Annotated in this window: 24 protein-coding genes and 1 pseudogene; 19 read left to right on the top strand and 6 right to left on the bottom strand. The window is 35.7% G+C overall.

All coding sequences use genetic code 11. From position 1 onward, the window contains the following. Positions 1-18 precede the first annotated feature (18 nt). The 9 genes and pseudogenes from EBQ12_RS13430 (at position 19) to EBQ12_RS13475 (ending at position 14,842) form a co-directional block, all read left to right on the top strand. Complete coding sequence (locus EBQ12_RS13430) at positions 19-3,972, top strand: condensation domain-containing protein (protein WP_164511654.1); 3,954 nt, start codon at positions 19-21, stop codon at positions 3,970-3,972. Between the two features lie 63 nt (positions 3,973-4,035). Further along, positions 4,036-6,654, top strand: a complete 2,619-nt coding sequence (locus EBQ12_RS13435; protein WP_241215648.1) for a condensation domain-containing protein — start codon at positions 4,036-4,038, stop codon at positions 6,652-6,654. Between the two features lie 49 nt (positions 6,655-6,703). Then, positions 6,704-7,741, top strand: coding sequence for a TauD/TfdA family dioxygenase (locus tag EBQ12_RS13440; protein WP_241215646.1), 1,038 nt, complete (start codon positions 6,704-6,706; stop codon positions 7,739-7,741). A gap of 51 nt (positions 7,742-7,792) precedes the next feature. Next, positions 7,793-8,971 carry an acyl-CoA dehydrogenase family protein gene (locus EBQ12_RS13445; protein ID WP_164511655.1) on the top strand — a complete coding sequence of 393 codons (1,179 nt, stop codon included), beginning with the start codon at positions 7,793-7,795 and terminating at the stop codon, positions 8,969-8,971. Continuing rightward, positions 8,961-10,082, top strand: a complete 1,122-nt coding sequence (locus EBQ12_RS13450; RefSeq protein ID WP_125590346.1) for an acyl-CoA dehydrogenase family protein — start codon at positions 8,961-8,963, stop codon at positions 10,080-10,082. Before EBQ12_RS13445 ends, EBQ12_RS13450 begins: the two co-directional genes overlap by 11 nt. 25 nt (positions 10,083-10,107) lie before the next feature. Further along, positions 10,108-12,870: an amino acid adenylation domain-containing protein gene (locus tag EBQ12_RS13455; RefSeq protein ID WP_125590348.1), complete on the top strand. Its 2,763-nt coding sequence runs from the start codon at positions 10,108-10,110 to the stop codon at positions 12,868-12,870. A 550-nt stretch (positions 12,871-13,420) separates the two neighbouring features. After that, positions 13,421-13,717 (top strand): annotated as a pseudogene (gene thyA / locus EBQ12_RS13465) (thymidylate synthase); the annotation flags it as partial. Next, entirely contained in the window at positions 13,714-14,199 is a 486-nt protein-coding gene (locus tag EBQ12_RS13470; RefSeq protein ID WP_125590350.1) for a dihydrofolate reductase, read from the top strand. The pseudogene thyA and the gene EBQ12_RS13470, both read left to right, overlap by 4 nt. A 19-nt stretch (positions 14,200-14,218) precedes the next feature. Next, positions 14,219-14,842, top strand: a complete 624-nt coding sequence (locus EBQ12_RS13475) for a lysophospholipid acyltransferase family protein (protein ID WP_107163447.1) — start codon at positions 14,219-14,221, stop codon at positions 14,840-14,842. A gap of 36 nt (positions 14,843-14,878) precedes the next feature. Here the strand turns inward: EBQ12_RS13475 and trhA are convergent, their stop codons facing one another. Further along, on the bottom strand, positions 14,879-15,517 hold the full coding sequence (gene trhA, locus EBQ12_RS13480) for a PAQR family membrane homeostasis protein TrhA (RefSeq protein ID WP_024428144.1): 639 nt from the start codon (positions 15,515-15,517) through the stop codon (positions 14,879-14,881). Positions 15,518-15,531: 14 nt separating this feature from the next. Further along, a complete protein-coding gene (locus EBQ12_RS13485; protein ID WP_125590352.1) occupies positions 15,532-16,485 on the bottom strand; it encodes an AAA-type ATPase lid domain-containing protein in 954 nt (317 codons plus the stop codon). Positions 16,486-16,666: 181 nt separating this feature from the next. On the opposite strand from EBQ12_RS13485, the gene ilvA reads away from it, so the two are divergent. The 7 genes from ilvA to ypmT all read left to right on the top strand — a co-directional run bounded on the left by ilvA (position 16,667) and on the right by ypmT (position 21,496). Beyond that, positions 16,667-17,935, top strand: coding sequence for a threonine ammonia-lyase IlvA (gene ilvA / locus EBQ12_RS13490; protein ID WP_025093104.1), 1,269 nt, complete (start codon positions 16,667-16,669; stop codon positions 17,933-17,935). Between the two features lie 36 nt (positions 17,936-17,971). Continuing rightward, complete coding sequence (locus EBQ12_RS13495) at positions 17,972-18,223, top strand: YpmP family protein (protein WP_024422728.1); 252 nt, start codon at positions 17,972-17,974, stop codon at positions 18,221-18,223. Positions 18,224-18,410: 187 nt separating this feature from the next. Then, complete coding sequence (locus EBQ12_RS13500; protein WP_047203268.1) at positions 18,411-19,253, top strand: DegV family protein; 843 nt, start codon at positions 18,411-18,413, stop codon at positions 19,251-19,253. A 23-nt stretch (positions 19,254-19,276) separates the two neighbouring features. Continuing rightward, positions 19,277-19,867 (top strand): SCO family protein, encoded by a 591-nt coding sequence (locus EBQ12_RS13505; RefSeq protein ID WP_047203269.1) that lies wholly within the window; start codon positions 19,277-19,279, stop codon positions 19,865-19,867. 69 nt (positions 19,868-19,936) lie between these two features. After that, entirely contained in the window at positions 19,937-20,698 is a 762-nt protein-coding gene (locus EBQ12_RS13510) for an SGNH/GDSL hydrolase family protein (protein WP_241215647.1), read from the top strand. A 9-nt stretch (positions 20,699-20,707) separates the two neighbouring features. Continuing rightward, the gene (locus EBQ12_RS13515) at positions 20,708-21,274 is read left to right on the top strand and encodes a YpmS family protein (RefSeq protein WP_024718556.1); all 567 of its coding nucleotides are present in this window, start codon (positions 20,708-20,710) and stop codon (positions 21,272-21,274) included. A gap of 24 nt (positions 21,275-21,298) precedes the next feature. Next, complete coding sequence (gene ypmT / locus EBQ12_RS13520; RefSeq protein ID WP_008346409.1) at positions 21,299-21,496, top strand: protein YpmT; 198 nt, start codon at positions 21,299-21,301, stop codon at positions 21,494-21,496. Between the two features lie 188 nt (positions 21,497-21,684). On the opposite strand, the gene EBQ12_RS13530 is transcribed toward ypmT, so the two are convergent. From EBQ12_RS13530 to EBQ12_RS13540, 3 genes are all read right to left on the bottom strand, one after another. Next, positions 21,685-22,353, bottom strand: a complete 669-nt coding sequence (locus EBQ12_RS13530) for a DUF4397 domain-containing protein (RefSeq protein ID WP_048002265.1) — start codon at positions 22,351-22,353, stop codon at positions 21,685-21,687. Positions 22,354-22,470: 117 nt separating this feature from the next. Beyond that, complete coding sequence (locus EBQ12_RS13535; protein WP_008346413.1) at positions 22,471-22,731, bottom strand: hypothetical protein; 261 nt, start codon at positions 22,729-22,731, stop codon at positions 22,471-22,473. A gap of 52 nt (positions 22,732-22,783) precedes the next feature. Further along, positions 22,784-23,215 (bottom strand): MarR family transcriptional regulator, encoded by a 432-nt coding sequence (locus tag EBQ12_RS13540; RefSeq protein ID WP_007500780.1) that lies wholly within the window; start codon positions 23,213-23,215, stop codon positions 22,784-22,786. Positions 23,216-23,353: 138 nt separating this feature from the next. Here EBQ12_RS13540 and msrA point away from each other — a divergent pair, with 138 nt between their 5' ends. Then, on the top strand, positions 23,354-23,887 hold the full coding sequence (gene msrA, locus EBQ12_RS13545; protein ID WP_017367464.1) for a peptide-methionine (S)-S-oxide reductase MsrA: 534 nt from the start codon (positions 23,354-23,356) through the stop codon (positions 23,885-23,887). Then, on the top strand, positions 23,887-24,318 hold the full coding sequence (msrB, locus tag EBQ12_RS13550) for a peptide-methionine (R)-S-oxide reductase MsrB (protein ID WP_007500777.1): 432 nt from the start codon (positions 23,887-23,889) through the stop codon (positions 24,316-24,318). The genes msrA and msrB overlap by 1 nt, the downstream gene beginning before the upstream one ends. 53 nt (positions 24,319-24,371) lie before the next feature. Here msrB and EBQ12_RS13555 read toward each other — a convergent pair whose 3' ends face one another. After that, positions 24,372-25,400: an SDR family NAD(P)-dependent oxidoreductase gene (locus EBQ12_RS13555; RefSeq protein ID WP_017359692.1), complete on the bottom strand. Its 1,029-nt coding sequence runs from the start codon at positions 25,398-25,400 to the stop codon at positions 24,372-24,374. Positions 25,401-25,653: 253 nt separating this feature from the next. On the opposite strand from EBQ12_RS13555, the gene EBQ12_RS13560 reads away from it, so the two are divergent. Continuing rightward, on the top strand, positions 25,654-26,376 hold the full coding sequence (locus EBQ12_RS13560; RefSeq protein ID WP_008346422.1) for an acylneuraminate cytidylyltransferase family protein: 723 nt from the start codon (positions 25,654-25,656) through the stop codon (positions 26,374-26,376). Positions 26,377-26,403 lie beyond the last annotated feature (27 nt).

The raw sequence follows: 26,403 nt of genomic DNA on the forward strand, positions 1-26,403 counted from the left end.
AAAAGGAGTAATTATATGATGAATGAAGAGATCGCTATCATAGGTATGAGTGGCATATTTCCTGAAGCTGATAATATTGATCTATTTAAGGAAAATTTGGTGAATGGAAAAGATAGTGTTAGAGAACTTTCTGATTTTCGAAAGATGTTAGTTGGAATAAAACAAGGAGAAAATGTTAGAAAGTCTGGATATTTAGAGAAAATACACCAGTTTGACTATAAGTATTTTAATTTATCAAAAAAAGAAGCAGATTATTTAGATCCTCATCAACGTCTTTTATTGCAACTTATATGTAACGCCATAGAAAATTCAGGATACAGTATAGATGAACTTGAAGGTACCAATACTTCGGTTATTTTAGGCGGACCAGGTGGACCCAAACCTGAATATGTAAATCTTACTTCTCAATTCGATCCGACTATTTTAACAGGTAGTTTACATGCTATATATGCAGGAAGGGCTTCTCATTTTTTAGGTTTGACAGGCCCAGCTATGATGATTGATACAGCCTGCTCATCATCACTTGTAGCAGTTCATGAATCTTGCAATAAATTAATTACGGGGGAAGCGGATTTAGCTATTACCGGGGCAGTAAAAATAATTACAAACTTCGAACACCGGAATGAATTAAGATTTGGAATCGAATCTGATAGTAATAAGTGTAAAGCATTTGATAATTCAGCGGATGGAATTACCGATGGTGAAGGAGGAGGAATTTTAATTTTAAAGCGTCTTAATGATGCTCTTCGAGATGGTGATTTAGTCCATGCTGTGATAAAAGGGAGTGCTATAAATCAAGATGGAAATAGATCAAATGGTATTACGGCTCCATCTCCCGAAGCTCAAACTGAAGTTGTATTAAAAGCATGGGAAAAGGCTAATATTCATCCAGAGAAAATTAGCTATATTGAAGCGCACGGAACAGGTACGCGATTAGGAGATCCAATAGAAATTCAGGGATTAACAGATGCATTTAAACGCTATACAAATAAGAAAGGTTTTTGCTCAATTGGTTCTGTAAAAACAAACATAGGACATTTATCAGAAGCTTCAGGTATTGTGAGTATGATTAAGGTTATTCTTGGATTGAAAAATAAACAATTGTTTCCATCTTTGCATTTTAATGAGCCTAATGAATTTATAAATTTTGAAGATAGTGCTGTAAAGGTAAACACACATTTACATAATTGGGAAAAAATTGGCGATAAAAGGATAGCTGGTGTAAGTTCTTTTGGACTAAGTGGAACTAATGCACACTTTGTATTAGAAGAAGCCCCTAATCTCAATGATAGAGAGTTAAATTCTATGGAGGAAGATGTTAACGGTACAGATAAACATTATTTAGTTACTCTTTCTGCAAAAACTATTAATGCGTTATCTAATAGTAGAAAGAATTTAATTACTTATTTAAGAAAGAGTACAGATGATCTTCGGAATATTAGCTTTGTTCTAAACAGGGGGAGAAGCGATTTTTCATATCGTGAGGCTTTTGTTGTAAGGAATAGAAAAGATTTAATATGTCAACTAGAAAGTGAAAATCTTCCAGTTGATGAGATTGTGACTAATAGATCTATTGTTTGTTTGTTTTCGCATCATTTTAGTATTCCTGAATATCTCTATAAATATTTATCAGTAGATCATGCTACTTGTTCTAAGGTTTACGAAGATATCTTAAATATAGCCAAGAGTGTTGAAAGTATTAATGTGAAAAAATTTATCTTTCAATATCTGCTTTATCAGTATTGGCAATCCATTGGCATCAAGCCATCAAAAGTTATAGGAACAGGTATAGGCAATCTAGTGGTTCAAGTTGTAACAGGTCAAAAAGCTTTAGAAGTTGCTTTATCAGAAGTTATAGATATCAACGATTATAATTCATTAAATCATCAAAAGTTTAAAGAATTTATTTATAAATTAGTTGATGAAGAAAACCCTTTATTTCTTGCCTCAAGTCAAGACGGAGAGTTAGTTAGTGAAATGCAAAGTTTGAATAAGGAAAGAAAAATAATTCAATTTATGACAGCGTATGAAACGGATAATGCAAACAGTTTGTTACTTAGTCAAAGAAATCTTTATCAATTAGGGGCTAATTTTGATTGGCAATCTTATTATAAACATTCGAGTTACAGAAGGGTAGAGTTACCAACGTACCCATTTGAAGCATATGATTGTTGGATTAATGATATAAAACCACAAGAGGAATTAATTAATTCTCATGTGAAACAGAAAGAAAAAGAACAATTTTCTGTAGATATTGTTGGTGAAAATCTAACACCAATAGAAATAAATGTAGGGAATATTTGGGGGGAAGAACTCAAATTGGCTGAAGTTCATGTGAACGATAATTTTTTTGATATAGGTGGCACTTCATTAATTTCAATGACAATTATTGAAAAAATAGAACAGTATTTAAAAATTGAACTTGATTTTGACGTACTATTTGAATATGGAACGGTACGTGAATTAAGTGAATATATTAAAACTTTAATGAATGATGATGAACTTCAAGATAACATTAATTTAGAGCCTTCTAACAGTCTAAATATTAAAAATCACTTTAATAGAAATGTTCACCATGAGGAAACAGGTGTACCATTATCTTTTTCACAGGAGAGCATGTGGTACCTTGAACAATCAAATCCTGGAAGTTCCAATTATAATATTACTTTTGGTCTACGCCTTAAAGGACCGTTAAATGTCGAATGTTTGGAAGAAAGCATTAATACTATTATTGATCGGCATGAAAGTCTACGGACAACATTTTCATTCGAAGGTCGACAGCCTATTCAAGTTATTAATGAACGCTATCCTTTTAAATTACCACTAGAGGATTTACAGAATATTGTTGATGAGAATGAAAAAGAGAAGAAAATTTCGCGAATTAATGAGCAAGAGGCAGTGCGCCCATTTGATATTGAAACAGGGCCTTTGTTCATAGCAAAGTTACTTAAGTTATCCGATGATCATCATATTTTATTTGTCAACATGCATCATATTATTTCAGATAATTGGTCTGTTCAAATATTTTTAAATGAACTAGTTCTATTATATCAAGCTTATACTGAAAAAAAGCAGCCTATATTAAAACAGTTAACACAGCAATATAGTGATTTTGCAAAGTTGCAAAGAAATAATATTCAAAATCAAGAATTAGATAATCAATTAGAATATTGGGAGAAAAAACTAAAAGACGCTCCACAACAATTAAAAATTCCAACTTCTAAGGAAAGACCTGAAGAACAGAGTTTTAATGGTAAAGCATACTTCTTTAACATATCCCAAAAGTTAATTTCAGAATTAGAGCAACTAAGAAAAGACAAAAATGTTTCACTTTATATGACGTTCCTTTCAGCATGGAAGGCACTCCTCTATTGCTATACGGGCGAGAAGGATTTAGTAATAGGAATTCCTGTAGCTGGACGTAAAATAGATCAACATGAGATTATTGGAAACTTTGTAAATACCCTAGCCTTAAGAACAATTTTAAAAGAAAACCCAACATTTGAGGATGTATTAATTAAAGTAAAAAGTGAATTTTTAGAGTCATTTCAATATCAAGAAACACCATTTAATTTGGTAGTAAATAAACTAAAAGTTCCTCGAAATCTTAGTTTTACTCCATTATTTCAAGTAATGTTTGATTTTCATCATAATAGCTTGGTTAAAGGGCTAGAATTACCTGGATTTGATGTATCCTTTATTGATAATCATATTGAACAAGTAAAATGTGATTTAGAAATGGTTATTATGAATGGTGTTGAAGGAATGACAGGAGGGCTTACTTATAACACTGACATATTTGAGGAAACGGAAATGAAGAAAATAGTAGAAGATTATATTGCATTATTAAACATTGTGATAGAAAGGCCTAATATCAATCTAAAAGATATTTCTCTTTCATTCGGTTCAGAATTAAATGAAGATAGAATAATTGAACAATTTTCTGATCATAGTGCTAATTTTAGTTTCTAGATTACCTACCTATTAAGTCAAATATTTCATCCCCTAAAAGAAAGGAGAATTCTATTGTCTTTAATGATAAATGAGGAAAATAAAAATTATTGGATAAAAAGATTATCAAAGAGAAAACCTAGTCTACCAATAGACTTTGAGAGAAATGGTGAATTTAAACGTGACGAAGTTGTATTTTATATAAAGGACAATATGTTAGATTCAATGAATAAAGTTACAAATAACTTGCCTTTTCTAAATTATGTAACAGTGTTAACTGCTATAAAAATCTGTTTTCATCATTATTCTGAGAGCAAGTTAATTACAGTTGGAACACCTTTAAGACGAAAAGAAACAGAAAAGTCAAACGGTTCACAGATTATAGTTTTAGGCAATGAGTTGAATGATAAATTAACTAGTAAAGAGCTTATGATAAATATTCGACAGAATCTTTTAGATGCATACGGTGGAGATGACGCTCAATTAGACCAAATTTATAAAGTACTGGACCTTTGCGATCAAAAAGAATTTAAAGAACTATTTGATGCACTTGTGTCATACAAGACTATTCATGATGATATGCCTTCTACTAATATCGACTTGAACATTGTATTTGAAGATGAGATTAATCGTTTAAAAGGAACAATCTATTATAATTCCAAATTATATAAAGAAGATACTGTGACTATCTTTAAAAATGATGTTCTATATATACTTAATCAAATGTTAACTAATTTGGATTTACCATTAATAAATTTACAAATTAAAAGAGGGAATAAAATTGCTTTCTCCCAGGCTAATAGTAATCTAAAGTTTAGCGAAGATAATGAAAATTTAAGTAAGGTCGAAGAACTTTTAAAAGCACATCCAACAATACTTGATGCCGTGGTTATAAGACAGAATGATGATAATGAAAACAACAATGTTGTTGCATATGTTGCGGCAAAGCCAAATGTGCTACGTTCAAATAAACTAATACAAAAATTTCTATTAAATAAAATCGATGAAAATCTTATACCTGAGAAATTTATATGGCAGGATAATAAAAACGGAAAAGTAGATTTAAGTGAAATTCCTTTACACAAAATGACTCAGATAAGTAAACAAGAGCATATTGAACCTCGGAATAAACTTGAAGAAAGTATAGCAAAGATATGGAGCGAAATTCTTGGTATAGAAAAAATTAGTGTTTTTGATAATTTCTTTGAATGTGGTGGTGATTCTATGCTATCCATTCAAGTTTTTTACCGAATGAAACAAGAACGCCTAAACATTAGTCCAAAAGATTTAATCGCTTATCCTACTATCTCTGAATTAGCAGAAATAGTAGATAGTAATGTTAAAAGAAAAGTTGATCCAAGTATAACTACAGGTAAGTTTAGTTTAACTGCATCACAATTATCATTTTTTAATAAAAAGCTAAAAAATATTAATCATTATAATAACTCTTGGATTTTTGAAGTTAAAGCAGATTTAAAAGTCGATTTAATGAAAGAAGCGCTTGCTATTTTAGCGAATCATCATGATGCGATTCGACTTCGTTTTAAAAAAGAGAAAAATGAATGGATGCAATACTATGGAGAAGAAAATATCTGCATTCCAATGGATTATTATGACTTATCAAGCCAAGATGTAGATAATCAGCAAAAAGAGATTGAGAAGATATCTAGTGAGTATCAAGGAAAATTAAATATAGAAGATGGTCCTCTTATTAGAACTGTTTTCTTTGATTGTGGAAAGGCTTGTCCGGGTCGTCTATTGGTAATTAGTCATCGCTTATTAACAGATGCATTGACAATGAAAGTTATTTGGGAAGATTTTCAAAAAATATATCAACAACTTATTAGGGGAGAAAATCCACACTTAGCTGAAAAAACAACCTCATTTCAATATTGGGCAAAAAAATTAAACGAATTTGCGCAAGTAAGAGAGGTAGAGCAGGAGATGAATTACTGGGGATCAGAAATATTTTATAAAGACTATTCAGATTTGCCAGTTGATTTTGATAATGGTGGAAATACAGAAGAATTTACAGAATTATATTACGAAACGTTAACAAAAGATGAGACAACTAATTTATTAAGACATGCTGTTAATCATTATAAATGTAGTATAAACGATATCTTATTTACAGCTTTATCACACTCAATTAAAGAATGGACTGGAGAATACTCTCTTCTTATCGAAACTGGTGGTCATGGCCGGGAAATATTCTCTGATGAAATTGATTTATCTAGAACGGTTGGGTGGTTTACTACAACTTATCCAGTTTCATTGCAACTTAGTAAGAGCAACAATGTGAATTTACAAATAGGTTCAATTAAACAAATATTAGATAATATCCCTAATAATGGTTTTTGTTTTGGGTTATTGAAATATTTAAATCAAAATAACCAAATTCAATCAAAGCTTCATTCAATACCTCAGCCTAAAATAGCTTTTGAATATCAAGGTCAATTAGATTATGTAGATATTAGAGAAAATGAAAAGATATTTAAAGAAATTAATATACCTATTGGTGCATTAAGGGATAAGCAAAACGACAGAGATTATGAATTTGATATTAGTTGTTGGATAGTTGAAGGAAAGCTTGTTCTAAGATGGAAATATAACCACCAGCGATATAAGACCACTACTATTAAATTTTTAGTAGATTCATTTATGAATTATTTAAGAGAAGCAATAAGTTACTCAATAGATTAGTCTATTGGGTAACTTGATTAACCAATTATAATTTGGGAGGAATATTACTTTGAAAAATAACCTATTAAAAGATAAATTACTCAAAACTAAACCAAAGTCAATAAATTTGTCACAAGAGCAATTAATAACAACTGATTATCTTTCCAGTACAGGTAATTTACTTCTCAAGATTACACCTAATGTGGGAAAATTAGATCTTATTGATTGGGCAATTAATAATAAAGATTATATTAGCCAACAATTATTAAAGCATGGAGGAATTTTATTTAGAAACTTCAATGTGGGCTCTACTGAAAAATTCGAATCTTTTTCAAAAATTATTTCTAATGAATTAGAAGAATATACTGAACGCTCTACACCTCGTGAACAAGTCGAGGGAAAAGTGTATACCTCTACGGAGTATCCAAAAGAACAACATATATTAATGCATAATGAAAGTTCCTATGCTTCAAGTTGGCCAAGGAAAATTTGGTTCTACTGTGTTGAAGCAGCTGATCAAGGTGGAGAAACACCAATTGCGGATAGCAGAAAAGTGTACCAAATGTTGGACGATCATATTATTCAAAAGTTCACGGAAAAAAAAGTAATGTATGTAAGAAACTTTGGAACTGGTTTAGATTTATCTTGGCAAACAGCATTTCAGACTAATGATCACTTAAAAGTAGAAGAATATTGTAGAAAATCTGGAATAGAATTTGAATGGTTAGAATCTGATCGTTTAAGAACAAAAGTTGTACGGCCAGCAATTGCTAAACATCCTGAGACAAAAGAGTTGTTGTGGTTTAATCAAGCGCATCTATTTAATGTTAATAGCTTGCCACAAATGGTTAGGGATCAGTTGCTATCAATGGTTAAGTTGGAAGATTTGCCAAGGAACACCTTTTATGGGGATGGTACTCCAATTGAAGAAAGTACTATTCAAAAGATTAATCATGTTTTTAACAGAGCTTCACTATCATTCCCATGGCAGAAAGGCGATATTATGATGCTTGATAATATGCTAGTGGCTCATGGTAGAGCACCTTTTTCTGGAAGTAGAAAGGTAGTAGTAGCAATGGGGGATTTATGTAGTAGCTATGGACTTTAATTTCTAAGTTTAAAGAGAAGTTGAATGTTTTCAAAAAAAGGAGGAAGCAAATTGGATTTCAGTTTTACACAGCAACAAGAAAAATTTCGTCAGGAGATTAAAAATTTTTTTGAAAGTCAAGAAATACAAAAGATTTTAAGAGAGATTAAATCGCAAAATGTAGATTTTGATGCTCGGAGAATTTATCGATTATTAGGTGAACAAGGTTTATTAGCTCCTAATTGGTCAAAAGAATATGGAGGATTAGATAAATCTATTTATGAGGCAGCAATTGTTGGTGAAGAAATGTCTAATTATGGTGTGCCAGAAGCCCTTTATATCTTGTCTGTTTTTATTGTAGGCAATCTTTTAAATTTATCTGCAACTGACAAACAGAAACAAAGGTTTTTGAAAAAAATAGCAAAAGGAATAGAGTTTGTAACCATTCTTTATTCGGAACCTAAGTTTGGATCAGATTTAAGTTCAATAGAAACAAATGCAACTTTAAACAAAGATGGGCAATACTCTATTTCAGGGCGAAAAGTTTGGAGTATGAAAACTCATATAGCAGATTATGGCTTATGTGCAGCACGAACTTCAAACTTAAATTCAAAATACGATGGACTAACATTGTTTATGGTGCCCCTAAAAGATAAAGCAGTTAAACTTAATCGAATTGAAAGTTTAAGTGATGAAAGTTTATATGAAGTTATACTAAATGAAGTAATAGTTTCTGAGGAAGACATTATTGGAGAGTTAAACAAAGGCTGGTCAATTATGAATAAAGCCCTTTCCGTAGAGAGAACTGGACTTGACTATTATATAAGAGCCAAACGTTGGTTTAATTCTATACACCAACGAGAAATAGAATATGATTTAAATATAGATAATAATAAATTAATAGATTTAATGCGTTTAGATTGTAAGCTAGATGTCTCATCTTTATTAACTTATAAAGTTTTAGGTGAACTTCAAACAACCTCAGGAGTAGATGAATCATTAGCAGCAATCTCAAAATGGTATGCTAGTGAGTTGGCATGTGAAGTTGTCTGGAAAGGCCATGAGTTAGGAGGCATTATTTCATGCTTAAGAGAAGACCACGGATATAATCCATTATATGGTAGTTTGGAATCTGCGTATAGGGAAACACCGGGTTTAACGCTTTCAGCAGGTACATCAGAAATGCTACTTCAGTCTATATCTAAATTTAGATTGGAATTAGATAATAGGAGAGAGAAAATTGGAAATTAAATATTCACCTACTTTTAATATTTTACAAAAAACTATACTAGGAGCTATTTATAGGAGTAGTATTCCAAAATCAATAGGTGGGATGGAAACAATAAATAGTGTTAGTGATTTTAAAGAAGCGAAACCTGATTATCAGCAAATTTGGGATAATTTAAAGGAGTTAGGCGTTCCGGGTTTTTCAATTCCTTTAAATAAAGAAGGTTATGAATTAGGGGAAACTACAGTAATTATGATTGTAAAAGAGTTAGGCAAGATTCTTTTTGATAAACCCTATCTAGATACCTTAATTGCTAGTGATATTCTTTCTCTCGCCAATGATTCATTATCTGAGAATTCGCTATCCTCGATAATGAATGGTGAAAGTTTCATAGGGGTTTTAGGTCTAAGTAGTGAAATTTATTGCAATAATATTAGTAATCAACATAAAAATTTAAGTGTTAGTTCATATAATCAATATCTATCTAATGTTGAACAAATAAATCAATTCTTATTAGTAGTGAATAATAATGTTTACAGATTGCCAAAGAACGCAAGTGGTATTGAAATAAAAGAAGTAAAGAACATCTCTAATACTAGAATTAGTAAAGTTTCATTAAATAATGTTCAATTATTCTACGAAAATTTAGTTTCAATTGACGAAATAAACTTTAAGCAAATTCTTGGAAGAGCTAGATTAAGACAAGCAGCTTATTTAATTGGGCTTTCAGAAGGAGCATTAGTGGAAGGGATAAATTATACAAACAGAAGAAAACAATTTGATAAAAAATTAATTGAAAATCAAAGCATTAGTTCAGTATTTGCTTCATTATTGGCTCAACTAGAAGGGGCTCAATTAAAGTTAGAGCATACTGCCTGGTTAGATGAACAAAACAAGAATATTTTTGAAGAAGGAACAAAGATACTAGCGTTAGTAGCTGAGATTGCTTTAGATATCTCAAGAAAATCTCTTCATTTTCATGGTGCTTTTGGTATGACAAAACTATCTAAAATTGAAGAATATTATCGCTTTATTGCACTTGAAGCTGTTCGTTATGGAACACCAAAGGATCTTTGGTTAGAAGTTGGTAAATTCAAAATGAGTTCATTAAAAGAAAATTTTATTCATCAATGATTTAATTAGGAGGAAGCATTTCTATATGGATTTAAACATGCGATTAAAACGGTTACCAATCAATAAATGTTCTATGTTAGTAAATAAAATGCGTTCCAGTATGTTTGAAAAGGTAAACGTTAGCTCTAAGCAAAAATTCCTGACAACTAGTGATTCAGAAATTAATGTAGATTTAACTAAATCCTATATCTTAAAGAAAGAGGAATACAATCTACTAACTGAAACTTGGAGTAAAAGTACAAAAAATCAGATACCTAAACAACCCATACATAAATTTTTTGAGGGGGAGGTTGAGAAACACCCATCAAAGAAAGCAGTTATTATTAATGAGGAGAGTTATACTTATCGAGAGCTAAATGAAACAGCAAATCAACTTGCTGCATATTTGATTAAACAAGGTATAAAATTGGAAACGCCGGTTGCTATATATCTTGATAGATCTTTTGAAATGATTATTTCGATTTTAGCAGTTTTAAAAGCTGGTGGAGTGTATATTCCAATTGATCCATTGTATCCGCAACAACGTGTCAGTGAAATATTGGTAAATTCGCAATCCAAATTTGTAATAACTAATAAGGAAGTGGATTTAAATAATATAAATATAATTAACGTCAATATCAACTTGCAGAAAGAGTTATCAGCTTGTTCTATGAATAATTGTAATACTCTTGTGCCTTCTGATGCTTTAGCTTATATAATTTATACATCAGGAAGTACTGGGATTCCAAAAGGTGTAGAGATTGAACATCAATCATTAGTAAGCTTTATATTAGCAATAACTAAGAATTATGAAATTAGTGAAAAGGACATTATTATTCAGTTTGCCTCTATCGCTTTCGATGTTTCAGTCTTTGATATTTTTACGGCACTTTGTAACGGTGCAACCCTTTGTATTGCTAATGAAGAAGAAAGAAAATCACCTGTTTTACTAACAGAGTTAATGAAAAAAAATCAAGTTACAGTAGCAGAATTGCCACCAGCATTATTACCACTTTTAAGTCCAAAGGATTTCCCTATGCTAAGGCTAATATCCGTGGGGGGAGAAAAATTTTCTGGAGAGATTGTTAATCAGTGGGCTAATTCCAAACGTCGCTTTGTAAATGGTTATGGTCCTACTGAAACAACTGTTGCTGTAACGTTGTATGATTGTGTAGGGACTTGGGATAAAAATCCTCCTATAGGAAAGCCCATGGAAAATGTAGAAGCTTACGTACTGAATGAGCAACTGCAACCTGTACCAATTGGAATTCCAGGTGAACTATATATTGGTGGTTCTACTCTAGCTAGAGGTTATGTAAACAGACCGGACCTAACGGCAGAAAAATTTATCAAACACCCATTTAGTAATAATGAAAATGATAGATTGTATAAAACTGGAGACTTAGTAAAATGGTTGTCGGATGGGAATTTGGAAATTATAGGTAGAATAGATAGGCAAGTCAAAATCCGCGGTTTCAGAATTGAACTTAGTGAGATTGAATCTAAACTCGCTGAGCACACAGTTATTAAGCAGGTTACTGTTCAAACAATTGATTCAAATGAAAATGGAAAACAATTGGTAGCGTATTATGTGAGAGAAGAAAGTAATAGCCAAATTGACATTAATGATCTACAAGAAAGTTTAGCTACAAAATTACCTAACTATATGATTCCATCTTTATATGTTGAATTAGACAATTTACCATTAACATCAAATGGGAAAATTGATATTAAAGCTTTACCCGAACCAGGTAATTCTCGTGTTGAGGATGGTAATTATGTAGAACCAAGAGATGAAGTTGAGCAACAAATAGCTTATGAAATTTTTGCTCCAATACTTGGAATAAACAAAGTTAGTGCTTTTGATAATTTTTTCTATTTAGGCGGTAACTCTCTACAAGCAACACTTATTGTATCGCGTATTCGAAATATATTTGGAATTGAAGTTAATTTAATTGATTTCTTTCAATCCCCTACAGTGGAAAGCTTAGCACAGATAGTGAAAGAAAAAAAAGACTACAAAAAAAGCAAACAAAATACTTTACTTAAAGAGCTTAACCAAATTAGTGCATCGTGGCTCAAAATTTATGAAGCACCCGATGCTAAATTTAGGTTGGTTTGTTTTCCATATGCAGGTGCTAGTCCTTATTTATTTAAGGATTGGCCTGAAATGCTTGCTCCGGACTTTGAAGTAGTTACTATTGAACTGCCTGGTCATGGAATTAGAATAAAAGAAAAACCATTCGACGTGGCATTTGACGTAGCAAATCGTCTTGCTTCTGAACTAGAAAAGTTGTCTGATAAGCCTCTTATTTTTATGGGGCATAGTGGTGGTGCAATACTTGCCTTTGAAACCTCTAGGATTTTATTTAAAAAAGGTATATCTATTTATCATTTATTTGCTTTAGCAAGTAGAGCTCCACATCAGAAATTAATTGATCCACCTAGATATAATCTTCCTAAAGAGCAATTTTTATCAAGAGTTAACGAATTTGGAGGACTTTCAGATGAACTTTTAAATAATGAAGATGTTCTAGAAATGATGATTCCTGCTATGCGTGCAGATGAAAAACTAGCTGAAAATTATTTATATATTGATGAGTTAAATATATTTTCTTTTCCAATAACTGCTTATGGTGGAAAAGAGGATATCATTAAACAGAGTGAATTAGAAAAATGGAAAGAACTTTGTACAGTAAATTTTGAATGTGAGCTATTTGAAGGTGGTCACTTCTTTTTACAAGAACAAGAAGATGTTGTATTATCTCACCTCATTGAGAGTATTTCTAATTCAATGTTATCTGTTTAGATCATTTATATAATTTTTCAGTCTCAAGAAAAAAGGTAGTAGTTAGTAATAGTAAACTAAATTATATTATTAGGTAAACCCAGGGAGTTTAATGATTTCTTGGGTTTTTTATGTTTCTATAATTATGTCAATAGTACTATAATAAAGTGCCTTCTCAGTGTAAGCCAAATGAAGTAATAGGAAAATGCCCAGTTTGTGGCTATGCTGTAATTGAAGGCTAAAAAGGATATGGTTACGGAAATTAGAAAAACAACTGTGAATTTGTTCTTTGGAAAAAAGATGAATTTTTAGTAACTATGAAGAAAGAAATAACTAAAACGATGTTAAAAGCACTTTTAAAAAATAATATTGCGCGGGTTAAAGGTATGAACAGCAAAAAAGGAAATAAGTTGGATGTTAATCTACGATAAGAGAAAAACAGCTTAAGACTTAACTTTTTGTGTCCAAATTATTGACTCACATCTAATGATATGTAATAATCAAATATATTTTGATGAACCTATAAAAAGAGGTGGGAGATCAGTTGGACCAATATAATCAACATATTTTTGCTAGTGAAAATTTTCTAGGCGTGCCATTTAATATCGCTTCATATGCTCTTCTAACGATGATGATTGCTAAAGTCACAAATCTTGAGCCAGGCGAGTTTATTCATACACTTGGAGATGCTCATATTTACCAAAATCATCTTCCACAGGTGAAAATGCAGCTAGAGCGTGAGGAACGCACGCTTCCTAAGCTTCGCATCACAAGGGATGTAAAGAGCATTTTTGATTTTACGTTTGATGATTTTGTGCTTGAGAACTATGATCCACATCCGCATATTAAAGGAGAAGTCAGTGTATGATTTCCATGATTGTGGCGACAGGAGAAGACAGAGTCATTGGTCAAGATAATCAAATGCCTTGGCATTTACCAGCAGATTTAGCGTATTTTAAAAAAGTCACAGGCGGTCATACGATTGTCATGGGCAGAAAAACCTTTGAATCCATTGGACGAGCGCTGCCTAATCGCCGAAACATTGTGCTGACCACAAGTTCTTCTTTTAAAGCAGAAGGATGCGAGGTTGTTCATTCAATTGCTGACGTTTTGGCAATTGCGGAAAGCGAGACAGAGCTATTTATTCTTGGCGGGTCTAAGCTGTATGAAGAAATGATGCCATATGCGGATCGTCTCTATATCACGCACATTCACCATGCGTTTGAAGGAGACCGCTATTTCCCGTATTACAATGAAGACGAATGGACGATTGTATCACGCGAAAAAGGCCATCGTGACGAAAAGAACCCCTACAATTATGAATTTGTCGTCTATGACAAAAAAGGATAAGTGAGTAGGAGGAGTACGGTTGTTTCGTTATTGGTTTTTAACGATTTATGTTGTTGTATCCTTTTTAAAAAGTATGAGGCATTTGTACGATCATGAATTAACGGATCCACGCATTTCCTATACGAAACGAATGCATCTCATTCATGAGCATGCAAAAAGGTTTGCCCGGGGATGTATTGACCAATCAGGATCAGTCATGACCATTCATCAGCAAAAGAAACTGCCAGATGGGCCGGTTATTTATGTCACAAAAGAGCTGAATCCAGTCACGACGACATTATTGATCGGCCACCTTGAGCAGCCATTTGCTTTCATGGCAAAGCCGAAGCTCTTTCGGTGTCCGATTTTAAAACAATGGCTGAAAAAAATGGCGGTCATTCACCAGAATCAAACGGATGAGGTTTTATTAGAAGAAGCAAAGGAAAGAATCATGTCTGGGCAGAGTCTACTGCTTTCAGAAGAGTATCGTCATGTTGCAGAGGCGCTTGCTGAAGAATTCGATTGCCCGCTTGTACCGATTGAAACGAGCGGAACGGATCGTCTTTTAACGGGGAAGTTTGTGAAAAGAATGCGTCCTGTTAATGTCGATATTCATATTAAAGCTCCTGTCATGATCAGTGATTACGCACAAAAGCGCGCATAGAAAAAACCAGCATCCGAATAGTGGATGCTGGTTTTTTTATGCAGCAGGAATGTTTACGCAATAGAATAAAATACAGAAGAACATCGATGCACTGCCGCCGAGAACAAAGCTGTGCCAAATCGCATGATGATAGGGGATTTTCCGCCAAATATAAAAGATGGTTCCGACTGAATATAATATACCGCCTAACAGTAAGAGTCCAAATCCTGCACCTGTTAATTGGATATAAAGCGGTTTGATGGCAATGATAATCATCCAGCCCATTAATAAATAGACGAGGGTAGATACGATAATAAAGCGTTTGACGAAAAAGATTTTAAAGACAATCCCACCAGCAGCAAGCGCCCATACAATCGCAAGGAGAGTATAGCCGAGTGCACCTTTTAGTGGTCCAAGTAAAAAGGGTGTATATGTACCAGCAATCAATACATAAATAGCCGAGTGGTCGAGGATTTCAAAAATATCTTTTGTTTTTTTGTGCCGAATGCTATGAAGTAAGGTTGAACTTAAATAGAGCAGTAGCATGGATGCGCCAAATATCGAAAAGCTGATAATATCTGTGACTGTGCCGTATTGAACAGCGAATAAGACGAGAAACACAATAGCTGGTATGGATAAAATAACACCAATGCCATGTGTAATGGCGTTTGCAATTTCTTCTTTTACAGTAAACAATGGATGTCCTCCTTTTATTGAACCGGTATATAACCATCAAGCGACTTCAGGAATGAAAGACCTTCAAGTGTAATCTTCGTTCCGGCCCTGCCTTTTCCTTTCGTCACGTATGCTTTTTTCTCAAGATCATCTAAGCGGTTTCTCACCTGCTGAGGGGTGAGCGGAATGTCTCCTTGCTTGCTTAGTTCAGACAAGATGCGTCTACTGGCTGCTTCTCCTTTTTCATTGAGAGATTTAATGGCTTCCAGCAAGAAAACAAACTCTTGTTTTTCCATTAGTGTAAGCTGGTGTTCTTCCTTTTTACCTTTCACGGCTGATGGAAGAGGTGCTAACACAAAGGGAGGTAAATGATGTAAAAATACCGTTTGGCCCTCGAGTATGGATGCAGCGTAATGAACGATATTTTTGAGCTCTTGCACATTTCCTTCAAATGGATACTGCTGCAAGGCTTCCCAAACACTTGGATCAATGTCAGGAGCCATGTTCAGCTCTTGAAAGAAAGCATTTGTTAACACAGGAATGTCTATTTTTCGTTCAGCTAAAGCCGGAAGGGCCAAATGAAGAACATTCAAACGATAAAACAGCTCGGGTAAAAAGGTTGAAGAAACCCTGAGTGCCTCTATTGATAAAGACGAAGAAGCGATTACTTTTGTTGCAGGTGAGGTTTCTAGAAAGTGAATGACCTTGTGCTGCATAGGAATACTTAATGCGGCGACCTCATCTAAATAAAGAATTTGATTGTTTTTTTCTGTGAAGGCTTTCTGTAAGATTTCTTCATTCAAGATGGGGCAATACATGTGTGTCATTGCTGCGTTCGCCATTTCTTGGGCAAATAGTGTTTTGCCTGTGCCGGTGTCTCCTGTTATCAAGACTGGCTGTTCGTTTTTCGAAAATTGTTTTGCCAGATGAATTGCATGCTTGATGTCTTGATGATCTCCATATATAGACGTGATCGATTGTGTGGCCATGAGGTGGTTCCTTTCTTTGTGGTTCTAATTGGTTCAATTGTAACACCCAATTAAAACAAATGTACAGGAAAACGAAAAAGTTTATAAAATTTATGATGGATCCATGATCTATTGGTTTATTTTTTGAATATTCATGTTATAATGACAAATTAAATAAGGTTAAAGAGAAAGGATCTTGTACATGAAACCGTTGCTCAAAGAAAATACGCTAATTCAAGTGAAAGACATCTTAAAAGCCCATCAAAATTTGAAGGATGTAGTCATTCATACACCACTTCAAAAAAATGAGCGACTTTCTGAACGATATGAATGTAATGTCTACTTAAAAAGAGAGGATCTTCAAGTAGTTCGTTCCTTTAAATTAAGAGGCGCTTTTAATAAAATGAGCCAACTTCCAAAAGATAAACTAGAAAATGGCATTGTCTGTGCAAGTGCTGGAAATCACGCGCAGGGTGTTGCCTATTCTTGTAAATATTTAGGCATCCACGGGAAAATCTTTATGCCTGCTACGACGCCAAGGCAAAAAGTATCCCAAGTGGAGCTGTTCGGAAAAGAATATGTTGAAATTATTTTAACCGGAGATACGTTTGATGATTCATATCATGAAGCCGTAAAATGCGGAGATGAAGAAAAGCGCGAATTTATCCATCCGTTTGATGATTTGGATGTGATGGCAGGACAAGGAACGACTGCTGTCGAAATATTAAATGATATCGAAGTGGAGCCTCACTTTTTATTTGCAAGTGTCGGAGGTGGAGGTCTGTTATCTGGTGTTGGTACATATATCAAAAATATCTCACCAGAAACCGAAATCATTGCAGTCGAACCGCTTGGCGCAGCTTCACTGCATGCGTCACATGAGAAGGGCGAGGTTGTGACACTTGATTCGATTGATAAGTTTGTAGACGGAGCAGCGGTTCAGCGGATTGGCGAAAAGACGTTTACATCGCTTCAGTCTGTTGTCGATAAAATCAGTCTAGTACCAGAAGGGAAAGTATGTACAACAATTTTGGAGCTGTATAATCAATGTGCGATTGTAGCAGAACCGGCAGGCGCATTGCCGATCGCAGCATTAGATGCCCATCGCGAGGAGATTAAAGGCAAAAATGTTGTTTGTATTGTCAGTGGAGGAAATAATGACATCGGCAGAATGCAGGAAATCAAAGAACGCTCAATGATCTATGAAGGGCTTCAACATTACTTCATTGTCAATTTCCCGCAAAGAGCAGGAGCACTTCGAGAATTCTTAGATGAAGTGTTAGGACCAAATGACGATATCTCACGCTTTGAATATACGAAAAAGAATAACCGAAGCAAAGGCCCTGCGCTTGTCGGCATCGAATTGAAAGAAAGAGATGACTATGCCGCGCTGATTGAGCGGATGGATAAAAAAGGCTTCCACTATGTTGAAGTAAATAAAGATCAAGATTTATTCCACCTATTTATTTAGGCTTAACAGATAATTGGAAAAGAGGATTGATCGTTTGTGCTGCTCAAAACAATATGTTTTAGACGGATGGATGGAGCTCAGATCAAGGTAACAGAAGTCCCTGTTCTAAAGGGAGATGAGACGTATCGTTTTATGCTCACCTTTAGACTTGAAGCTTTCTTGAAAAAAGTCTATGTATCTAAAGGAAAGAGAGCTGTGTACTCTTTCAGAGAGGATGTGAAACGTAACGTCAAGTGGAGCACATATGAACAGATCTATCAGGAGCCTACACTGAAACACAATGCGTAAGCAGGAATCTTTGTCAAAAGGGGTAAGCAGCCATTTTGAAACGGCTGCTGCTCAGTTTGGCAAGGATTTTTTTCGTGACTAGAAGAAATTGTGACAATTTCAAAAACGTTAGGTCAGTTGTTTTCAAGTGTGCAGGAAATAAGGTAATATCATAAGTAAAGACTAAGACAGCAAGGATGAGACGATAGTGAAACAAATTAAAATTGTAACAGATTCAACTGTGGACCTTCCGCAAGACAAAATCAATGATCTTTCCATTCACGTGATTCCGCTCAATATCTCCATTTCTGGAGTTGATTATATTGACCGAGTGAATATACAGCCAGATGAATTTATTGAAAAAATGGAGGCCGCTGAGGAACTGCCGAAAACGTCTCAACCTGCGATCGGTCAATTCGTCGAATTATATGAAAAGCTGACGGCAGATGGAAGTGAAGTGATCAGTATCCATTTAACTGGCGGGATGAGTGGTACTGTTCAAACTGCTGAAAGCGCTTCGAAAATGGTAGATGGAAACATCACGGTGATTGATTCGAATTTTATTTCCTATGGATTAGGATTTCAAGTCATCAAAGCAGCAGAACTAGCCAAAAAGGGTGCAAGCCGTGAAGACATTATCACAGAATTAGATAAAATCCGTCTTCAAACAAAGCTATATGTCACAATCGATACATTAGAAAATCTCGTCAAAGGCGGCAGAATTGGAAGAGGAAAGGCGCTGATCGGCTCACTTCTTCACATCAAACCAATTGCCAGCTTAACAGACGGGGTATATACGCCAGAAGCGAATGTGAGAAGCTATTCTGCGCTTGTCCGGCATCTGACAAAACAGTATGTACAGGCGGTGAAGGGGAAAACAGTTCAAGCCATTGGGATTGCACATGCAGATGCATTAGAACTCGCTGAAAAGCTAAAACAAGCGCTGCTTGATCACACACCTGAAGCATTGATTGACATTGCCTACACAACACCGATTATTTCGTGTCATACCGGAAAGGGCGCAATAGGCTTTACTTTTTATACCGATTGATGGAAAAAGGGGATGGGCATATCATGGATAGAAAAAGGGGAGCCTTGCTTGGTGCGCTTATGATGATAAGCGTGCTTCTTTTAGTCTCATGTTCAAATGGACAAATCAAGGATGCGTTAAATTATCAAATAGAGCCGTTTGAGTTTGAAAACCAAGATAGTCAAAAGGTGTCATTGGATGATTTGAAGGGGAAAGTATGGGTAGCAGATTTTATTTTCACAAGCTGTGAAACGATCTGTCCGCCGATGACCGCTCATATGACAGAGCTGCAAAAACGGTTAAAAGAAGAAAAATTGGATGCGCATATCATTTCCTTTAGTGTGGACCCAGAGGTCGATTCACCGAAAAAGCTAAAAGAATTTGCAAAAGCCTATCCATTGTCCTTTAAAAATTGGGATTTTCTCACGGGATATTCACAGTCAGAAATCGAAAAATTCGCAATGAAAAGCTTTAAGACCATTGTCAAAAAACCTGAAGATGAAGACCAAGTGATTCATCAGTCCCTGTTTTTCCTTGTTAATCAAGAAGGGAAAGTGATGAAAAATTATGATGGCGTGCAAAACACACCTTATGATGACATCATCAAGGACATCAAAACGCTGAACCGAAGCTAGCATAAGGATGTTCAAATGGGCGAAAACATGATACACTTTTTTAATCAGAAAAAGGAGGGACATCATCGTTTGAAGGCTCGTTTGATTTTGATTGTGATGTCTCTAGCTTTTGTTCTTTCTGCATGTTCCGCGCAAGAGGCTGGCATAAAGGATAAACTAGAAGACACACAAAACGTAAAAGAACATATTACCATCGCAGCGGTTGGAGATTCCTTAACAGAAGGAATCGGAGATCAAGATAAAAAAGGCTATGCCGGCATCACCCGTGACAAGATAGAAGCGGTGGACGGCGTGCAATCTGTCACATTAAAAAACTATGCCATTAAAGGCAGTAGAACAGTAGATTTGTTAAAAAGATTAAAAGAAAAAAAGGTGCAGGACGGACTGAAAGACGCTGATTATATTTTCTTTACAATCGGCGGGAATGATCTCATGCATGTTGTCCGTCAAAATGTGCTTAATTTGACGTTTGCTCCTTTTCAAAAAGAGCAAGGTCCTTTTGAAGAGCGTTTTAAGACCATTCTTGCTCAATTAAGAGAGCATAATGACCATGCAAAGATCATGTATGTCAGTATGTACAATCCTTTTAAGTTCAGCTTGTCTGAGCTGAGAGACATTGATGAGGTCGTCAAAGACTGGAATGCTGCTGCCGAAAAAGAACTAAAAAAAGACGGCAATGCTGATATGATCGATGTAGCAGATTTATTTGAAGATGATCAAGATGAAAAATTACTGGCAGATGATGATTTCCACCCAAACCAAAAGGGGTACTCTCTTATGGCAAATCGTTTATTCTCAGAAGTGAAAAAAGAAGGACTGCCGAAGGAATAGGGTGAAAAGATGAAAAAATGGAAGAGTTTATTTTTTATTTTACTGTCAATTAATCTATTGATTGTTCTTGTATGCGGTATTTTTATGCTGCTGCCGAGCGATCAATCCGCTTCGAAAAAAGAAGTGAACAGCGAGTATGCTTTTAACATTTCTAGTTCAAAAGAATCACTCACCAGCTTTGTCAATGATTATTTGAAAAACCAAGGATCAAGCGATATGCCCGACTTTCATGTTGCGATTGACCAAGATGTGAAAGTAACAGGTGCAATCAAAGCTTTTTCTTCAACGATTAATGCAAATGTATCATTTACACCATCTGTTGAAGATAATGGGGATGTTCTGCTGAAAGTAGATGACTTTTCAATTGGACAATTAAGCATCCCAATCAGTTTTGTTTTAAGTTACATGGGTCAATTCTATGAACTGCCTGATTTCGTTCATGTGAAACCAGACCAAAAAACGGTGGAAGTGCGCCTTTCAGAAATGCCGCTGACGAATGATATGTATGTCAAAGCGAACAAAATTGATCTTGAGAATGATGAAATTGAATTCTCATATTATCATCCAAAGCAATAGAACGTGTAAGTCAGGAGTGAAACGATGAAGCGAGTCTATCAATATTTTAGTTTACTGTCGCTCTTATTTGCTGCATACTTTGGCATGACAGCTGCCTCTCATTTAAAAGCAGAAAATATCGACCAGTTTTACTTAAATATCGCCTATTGTGCATTATTTTTAGGTACCATGATTCTTGCTTTTGATTTTCAAAAACAAGAAAAAGCTGAAGATGTCTCGTAAATAGCCTTTTCCATTTGGAAAGGCTATTTGTCTTCTTTTCAGCGTGATTGAAAACCTTTGCATTCTAGGAAGCACGAGTACCGGCGCGGAGTGAATGTGACATTCGTGAGCACCGGCACGCAGGACTGACACCGAATGAGAGGGTTTGTCTACACACTGAGAGCCTTTTCCATTTGGAAAGGCTCTTTTTACATTTGGTGAGACAAGACGACTTTTGCCATTAGCTCTGGCTCTCCGTTTGCAAATCCATGAAGTAAAATAAGATAGGCCCGCTTTGTTTGCAGGTGAACTTTCGGAATATCTAGCAGTACACTTTGAGTACCGGCAGCTTTTAATTCAAAGTGATACTTATTCGGAGAGAAGTGGTGGGTTTGGGTGCCGTTTACATATCCGAGCTCCTTTGATAACATGCCTTGATCTCGTTCATATATATCAATGAAAGGGAGGTCTGGTGACAGCTGGATAAACGTGAGTGCTGATAGCTCATCTTGCTTAATCAGCGAGTCTTGCTTTTCTGTGAGCAGCGCAAAGCCGGTACGAGCTCCTGTGATACATAGCGTGTAAGTCTCGTTTCCATTAATCATCATACGAGAAGAAAGAATTCTTTCTTTTGTAGCCAGCTTGAATACTTCTATCTCATAAACACCCTCATCCCATTCCATATAAGCAGACAGCTGACCGTATGGTAGCTTTTTTTGGATTGGCTGCTGATTTACAAATACAGCAAGCTCACTTAAATCCGGTGCAGCGTGAAATAATCGAATAACAGCTTTGGAAATGGTGTGTCTCGGATGGTATGGGGGAAAGGTAGCTAATGGACGATATAGAAATTGATTCATCTCGTAGAGCTGCTGCACGTCTTTATCCCTTCTTTCTCTGCAATGTGTTTTTTGTAGCGTATGCAAGAAAGGGACGATCTGTATAGGCAAAAGAAACATAGAAAAAAGCCTGACACTTTTTGTCAGGCTCTCGTATTAAGAAGGAGATGAATATTGATGATATTCAGCCAACTTAATGAACGTTTTTTCATCCTCAATTAATCCGCAAACGCCGCACTGGACTTTGATTTTCGGTCCTTGATAGTTCATGTGAAAAGGAGAAAGCTGATCTCCTTCATATGTTTCGACAATCGCTCCAGTTGCTGGATCAAGTTTCACAGGTTCTGAATGCTGCTCGATGAGATTAAAACGCGTTCTGTTGGTTTTGCAGTTCGGACAAAGATATGGACTTGTCATGGTTCATTCCACCTTTTTATCCGTAGCATGTCCTCCACGCTAAAATCTATGCTTAATCCTTTTGACTTTTATCCAGCTTTTTAAATAATTTGATCATCGTTTTCAGTTCTTCATCATCAAATGATTCAAATCGTTCCATGAAGTATTCTGTTTTCTTTTTCTCAAAATGCTCAGTAATTTCCTTACCCTTATCGGTTAAGTGGATTTTGATGATGCGTCGATCCTCTTTTGAACGGATACGAGTGATCCAGCCTTTTTCTACAAGTGTGTCGGTTACAGCTGTAATATGGCTTGCTGATACACCGAGAATTGAGGCGAATTCCGTTACTTTTTTTGCGCCTTGTTCACGCAGCAGATTTAAAATGAGAAATTCATTCCGAGATAATTCGTTTTCAAGCAGGCTGTTAATTTCATAACGTATTTGCTTAAATACGGTTCTCAGTAAAGTATCCATTTCATACATCATTTGTTTTCTTTGTTCCAATCATTAAACCCCCATTATATTTTAAGATACGACAGAAAGCTTTCTTTTGTTTTTAGGTATACAAGTCGTATCATTTTCATTATTTTTTATCATGTTATAATATGATGATACCATTTTTTAAATGAAGGGGGCACTAATATGTCTGAAAAACAAGAATTAGCCACATTTGCTGGAGGCTGTTTCTGGTGTATGGTTAAACCTTTTGATGAACAGCCAGGCATTATCAAAGTTGAATCAGGGTATACTGGCGGACATACAGTGAATCCAACCTATGAAGAAGTATGTACAAATACGACAGGCCATAGAGAAGCCGTTCAAATTACCTTTGATCCAGACGTTTTTCCGTATGAGAAGCTATTAGAACTATATTGGCAGCAAATAGACCCAACAGATGATGGAGGACAATTTGGTGATAGAGGAGAGTCCTACCGTACAGGGATTTATGTCCACAATGAAAAACAAAGGCAACTTGCAGAAACATCAAAAGAGCAGCTGAGCCAAAGCGGAATTTTCCAAAAGCCAATCGTGACAGAAATTTTAGAGGCTGGTCCTTTTTATCCTGCTGAGGAATATCATCAGCATTATTATAAAAAGAACAAAATGCACTACGAACGATACCATGTCGGTTCGGGCAGAGCAGGTTTTATTCAATCTCATTGGAGTGATAAATAATGGCTAACGAAAAAGAGCAGCGCATCAAAGAATTAAACCGAATGCAGTACGAAGTGACGCAAAATAATGGCACTGAGCCGCCATTTCAAAATGAATTTTGGGATCATAAGGAAGAGGGCATTTATGTAGATATCATTTCAGGCAAGCCATTGTTTTCTTCTTTAGATAAATTTGATGCCCATTGCGGCTGGCCAAGTTTTACAAAGCCGATTGAAGATCAAGAGGTAGAAGAGAAAGTAGATACGAGCCATGGCATGGTGCGGACTGAAGTTCGCAGTAAGACGGCCGACTCTCACCTTGGTCATGTATTCCCTGACGGCCCAGGGCCAAACGGTCTTCGATATTGTATTAATTCTGCCGCTTTAAAGTTTATCCCGAAGGATGATCTTGAAAAAGAAGGCTATGGTCATTTGAAACACATCTTTCAATAATTGATTTTAAAAATCGTCACATGGAAGTCAGCTGCTTCCGTGTGACGATTTTTTTATTTTTTATGGTGGGTATGATGTAATTGTTCAATGATGTGAAACAGCTTCTCTTTTGTAATGAGCGGTGCTTCGTTTGATGTGTAATGGGTCAAATGAACTTTTTGAAAATGAGGGTGAAGATGTGGTCTTGGTAAAATGGCGTAAAATTGTTCATGTTCAAACAGTGCATCTGCCTCGTGAGGGAATGTGAGCTCCTCGTGAAGTTTTTCTCCAGGTCTTTTGCCGACAACGAGAATATCAGGAGAAGGAACGTTGATCTGACCGGCATATTCATGAAATGCTTTCAATAGATCAGCCAGCTGTAATGACTCCATCTTGAGAATAAACGTTTCGCCGCCTTTCATCATGATAGCTGCTTCAAGCGTGAGAGATACAGCTTCTTCGATAGACATAAAAAAGCGTGTCATCTTAGGATCAGTTACAGTTAGAGGTTGTTCATTTAACAACTGTTGAAGCATGATGGGGATGACGGAACCTCTTGATCCAAGCACATTGCCAAACCGGACAGAGCAAAACCTCGTTTTCTGATTTGAAATACTTTCATTCGCTTGAAAAAACAATTTTTCTGAAATTAATTTTGTAGCTCCCATGGCATTTGTCGGAGAAACCGCTTTGTCGGTTGAAATGTTGACAACATGACTGACTTCATGTTCAAGTGCTGCTTCGATGACATGCTGTCCGCCGATGATGTTGGTTTGGACAGCTTCAAACGGATTATCTTCGCAGGTGGGTACTTGTTTGAGTGCAGCTGCATGGAAGATGATATCTACCCCTTTGACAAGCTGCCTGACGCGGCTTGCATCCCTCACATCTCCAAGTGCAAATACAACCTCTGGATGCGCCGCATATTCATTTTTCATCATGTATTGTTTACTGTCATCTTTACTGAAGACAATGACCTTTTTAGGAGAGCAGGCTGTTAATTTTTTCACAATCTGCCGGCCGATCGAACCTGTACCGCCTGTGACCAAGATGATTTTGTCACGAAAAAAGGTCTTCAAACTCGTTTCTATTTGTTTGGACATATCTAATCCCCCAACTCTCATTTCTCTACTTTGCATCATATGTGAAAGAGAGGAAGACGTTTGAGGAAAAGAACCACTTCATGCATAAATTAGGTGAACCAATTATAACCATCTGCTTGACGACTTAATAGAATATGTAGAGATAGAAGATTAAGTAGAATAGCGAGGCACCTGAAGACTTCAGTACGGCGATCAGTTCAGCTCTCAGAATGTATTCACTGATACTGAGCTGCGCGAGGGGAGAAGATCATACATGTATAGGGGAAATCGTATTTTAGCCATGATCCCAGCTTTTAGCAGCAAGCAGGGGCATCATGCTGAACACATTCGCGTATTGGCGGAGCGGCCGCTAATCTATTGGACCATTCAGCCATTATTACAAATGATTGAATTAGATGAAGTCATCGTATCTTCAGAGGATGTGAATACTCAAATCATTTCGGCCCACTATGGAGCAAATGTGATTGAACTGCCAAGCACACATGTGACGGAACAAACACCTTCTTTAGTAGCTGTGAAGCATGCACTTGCTTATTTAGAACGAGAGGGAAAGACGTTTGATATTGTTTTGTATTTACATCCAGCATCACCACTAAGGCAGACGGCAGATATTGAGAACTGCTTGCAGCTTCTAGTAGAGGGGGGATATGATTGTGCGGCTTCTTTTACAGAGGCGTTAGAAAATCCAAATGAAACTTGGACACTTCATGACACCAATGAAGCCAGCCTGTATAAGGACAATCATTATTTTTTTGTACCAACTCAGGAGCACCCTTATACGTATGGACGTTTAAATGGAGCTGTCTATGCGTTTCATGTTCCATATGCAAAAGAATGCATTCATTCCTTTTTAGAAGGATCTGTTGGTGCATATATGATGGATCATGCGCAATCGCTTGTTGTGAAAAGTGAGGAAGATCGGAAAAAGGCAGAGAAGATTTTATTGGCTCGACAAGATGCAGAAGGAACGGCATAAGATGATGGCAATTAGAAAAAGCGCCCG

Source organism: Bacillus sp. 2B09 (assembly GCF_003946835.1).
Lineage (GTDB): Bacteria > Bacillota > Bacilli > Bacillales > Bacillaceae > Bacillus > Bacillus altitudinis.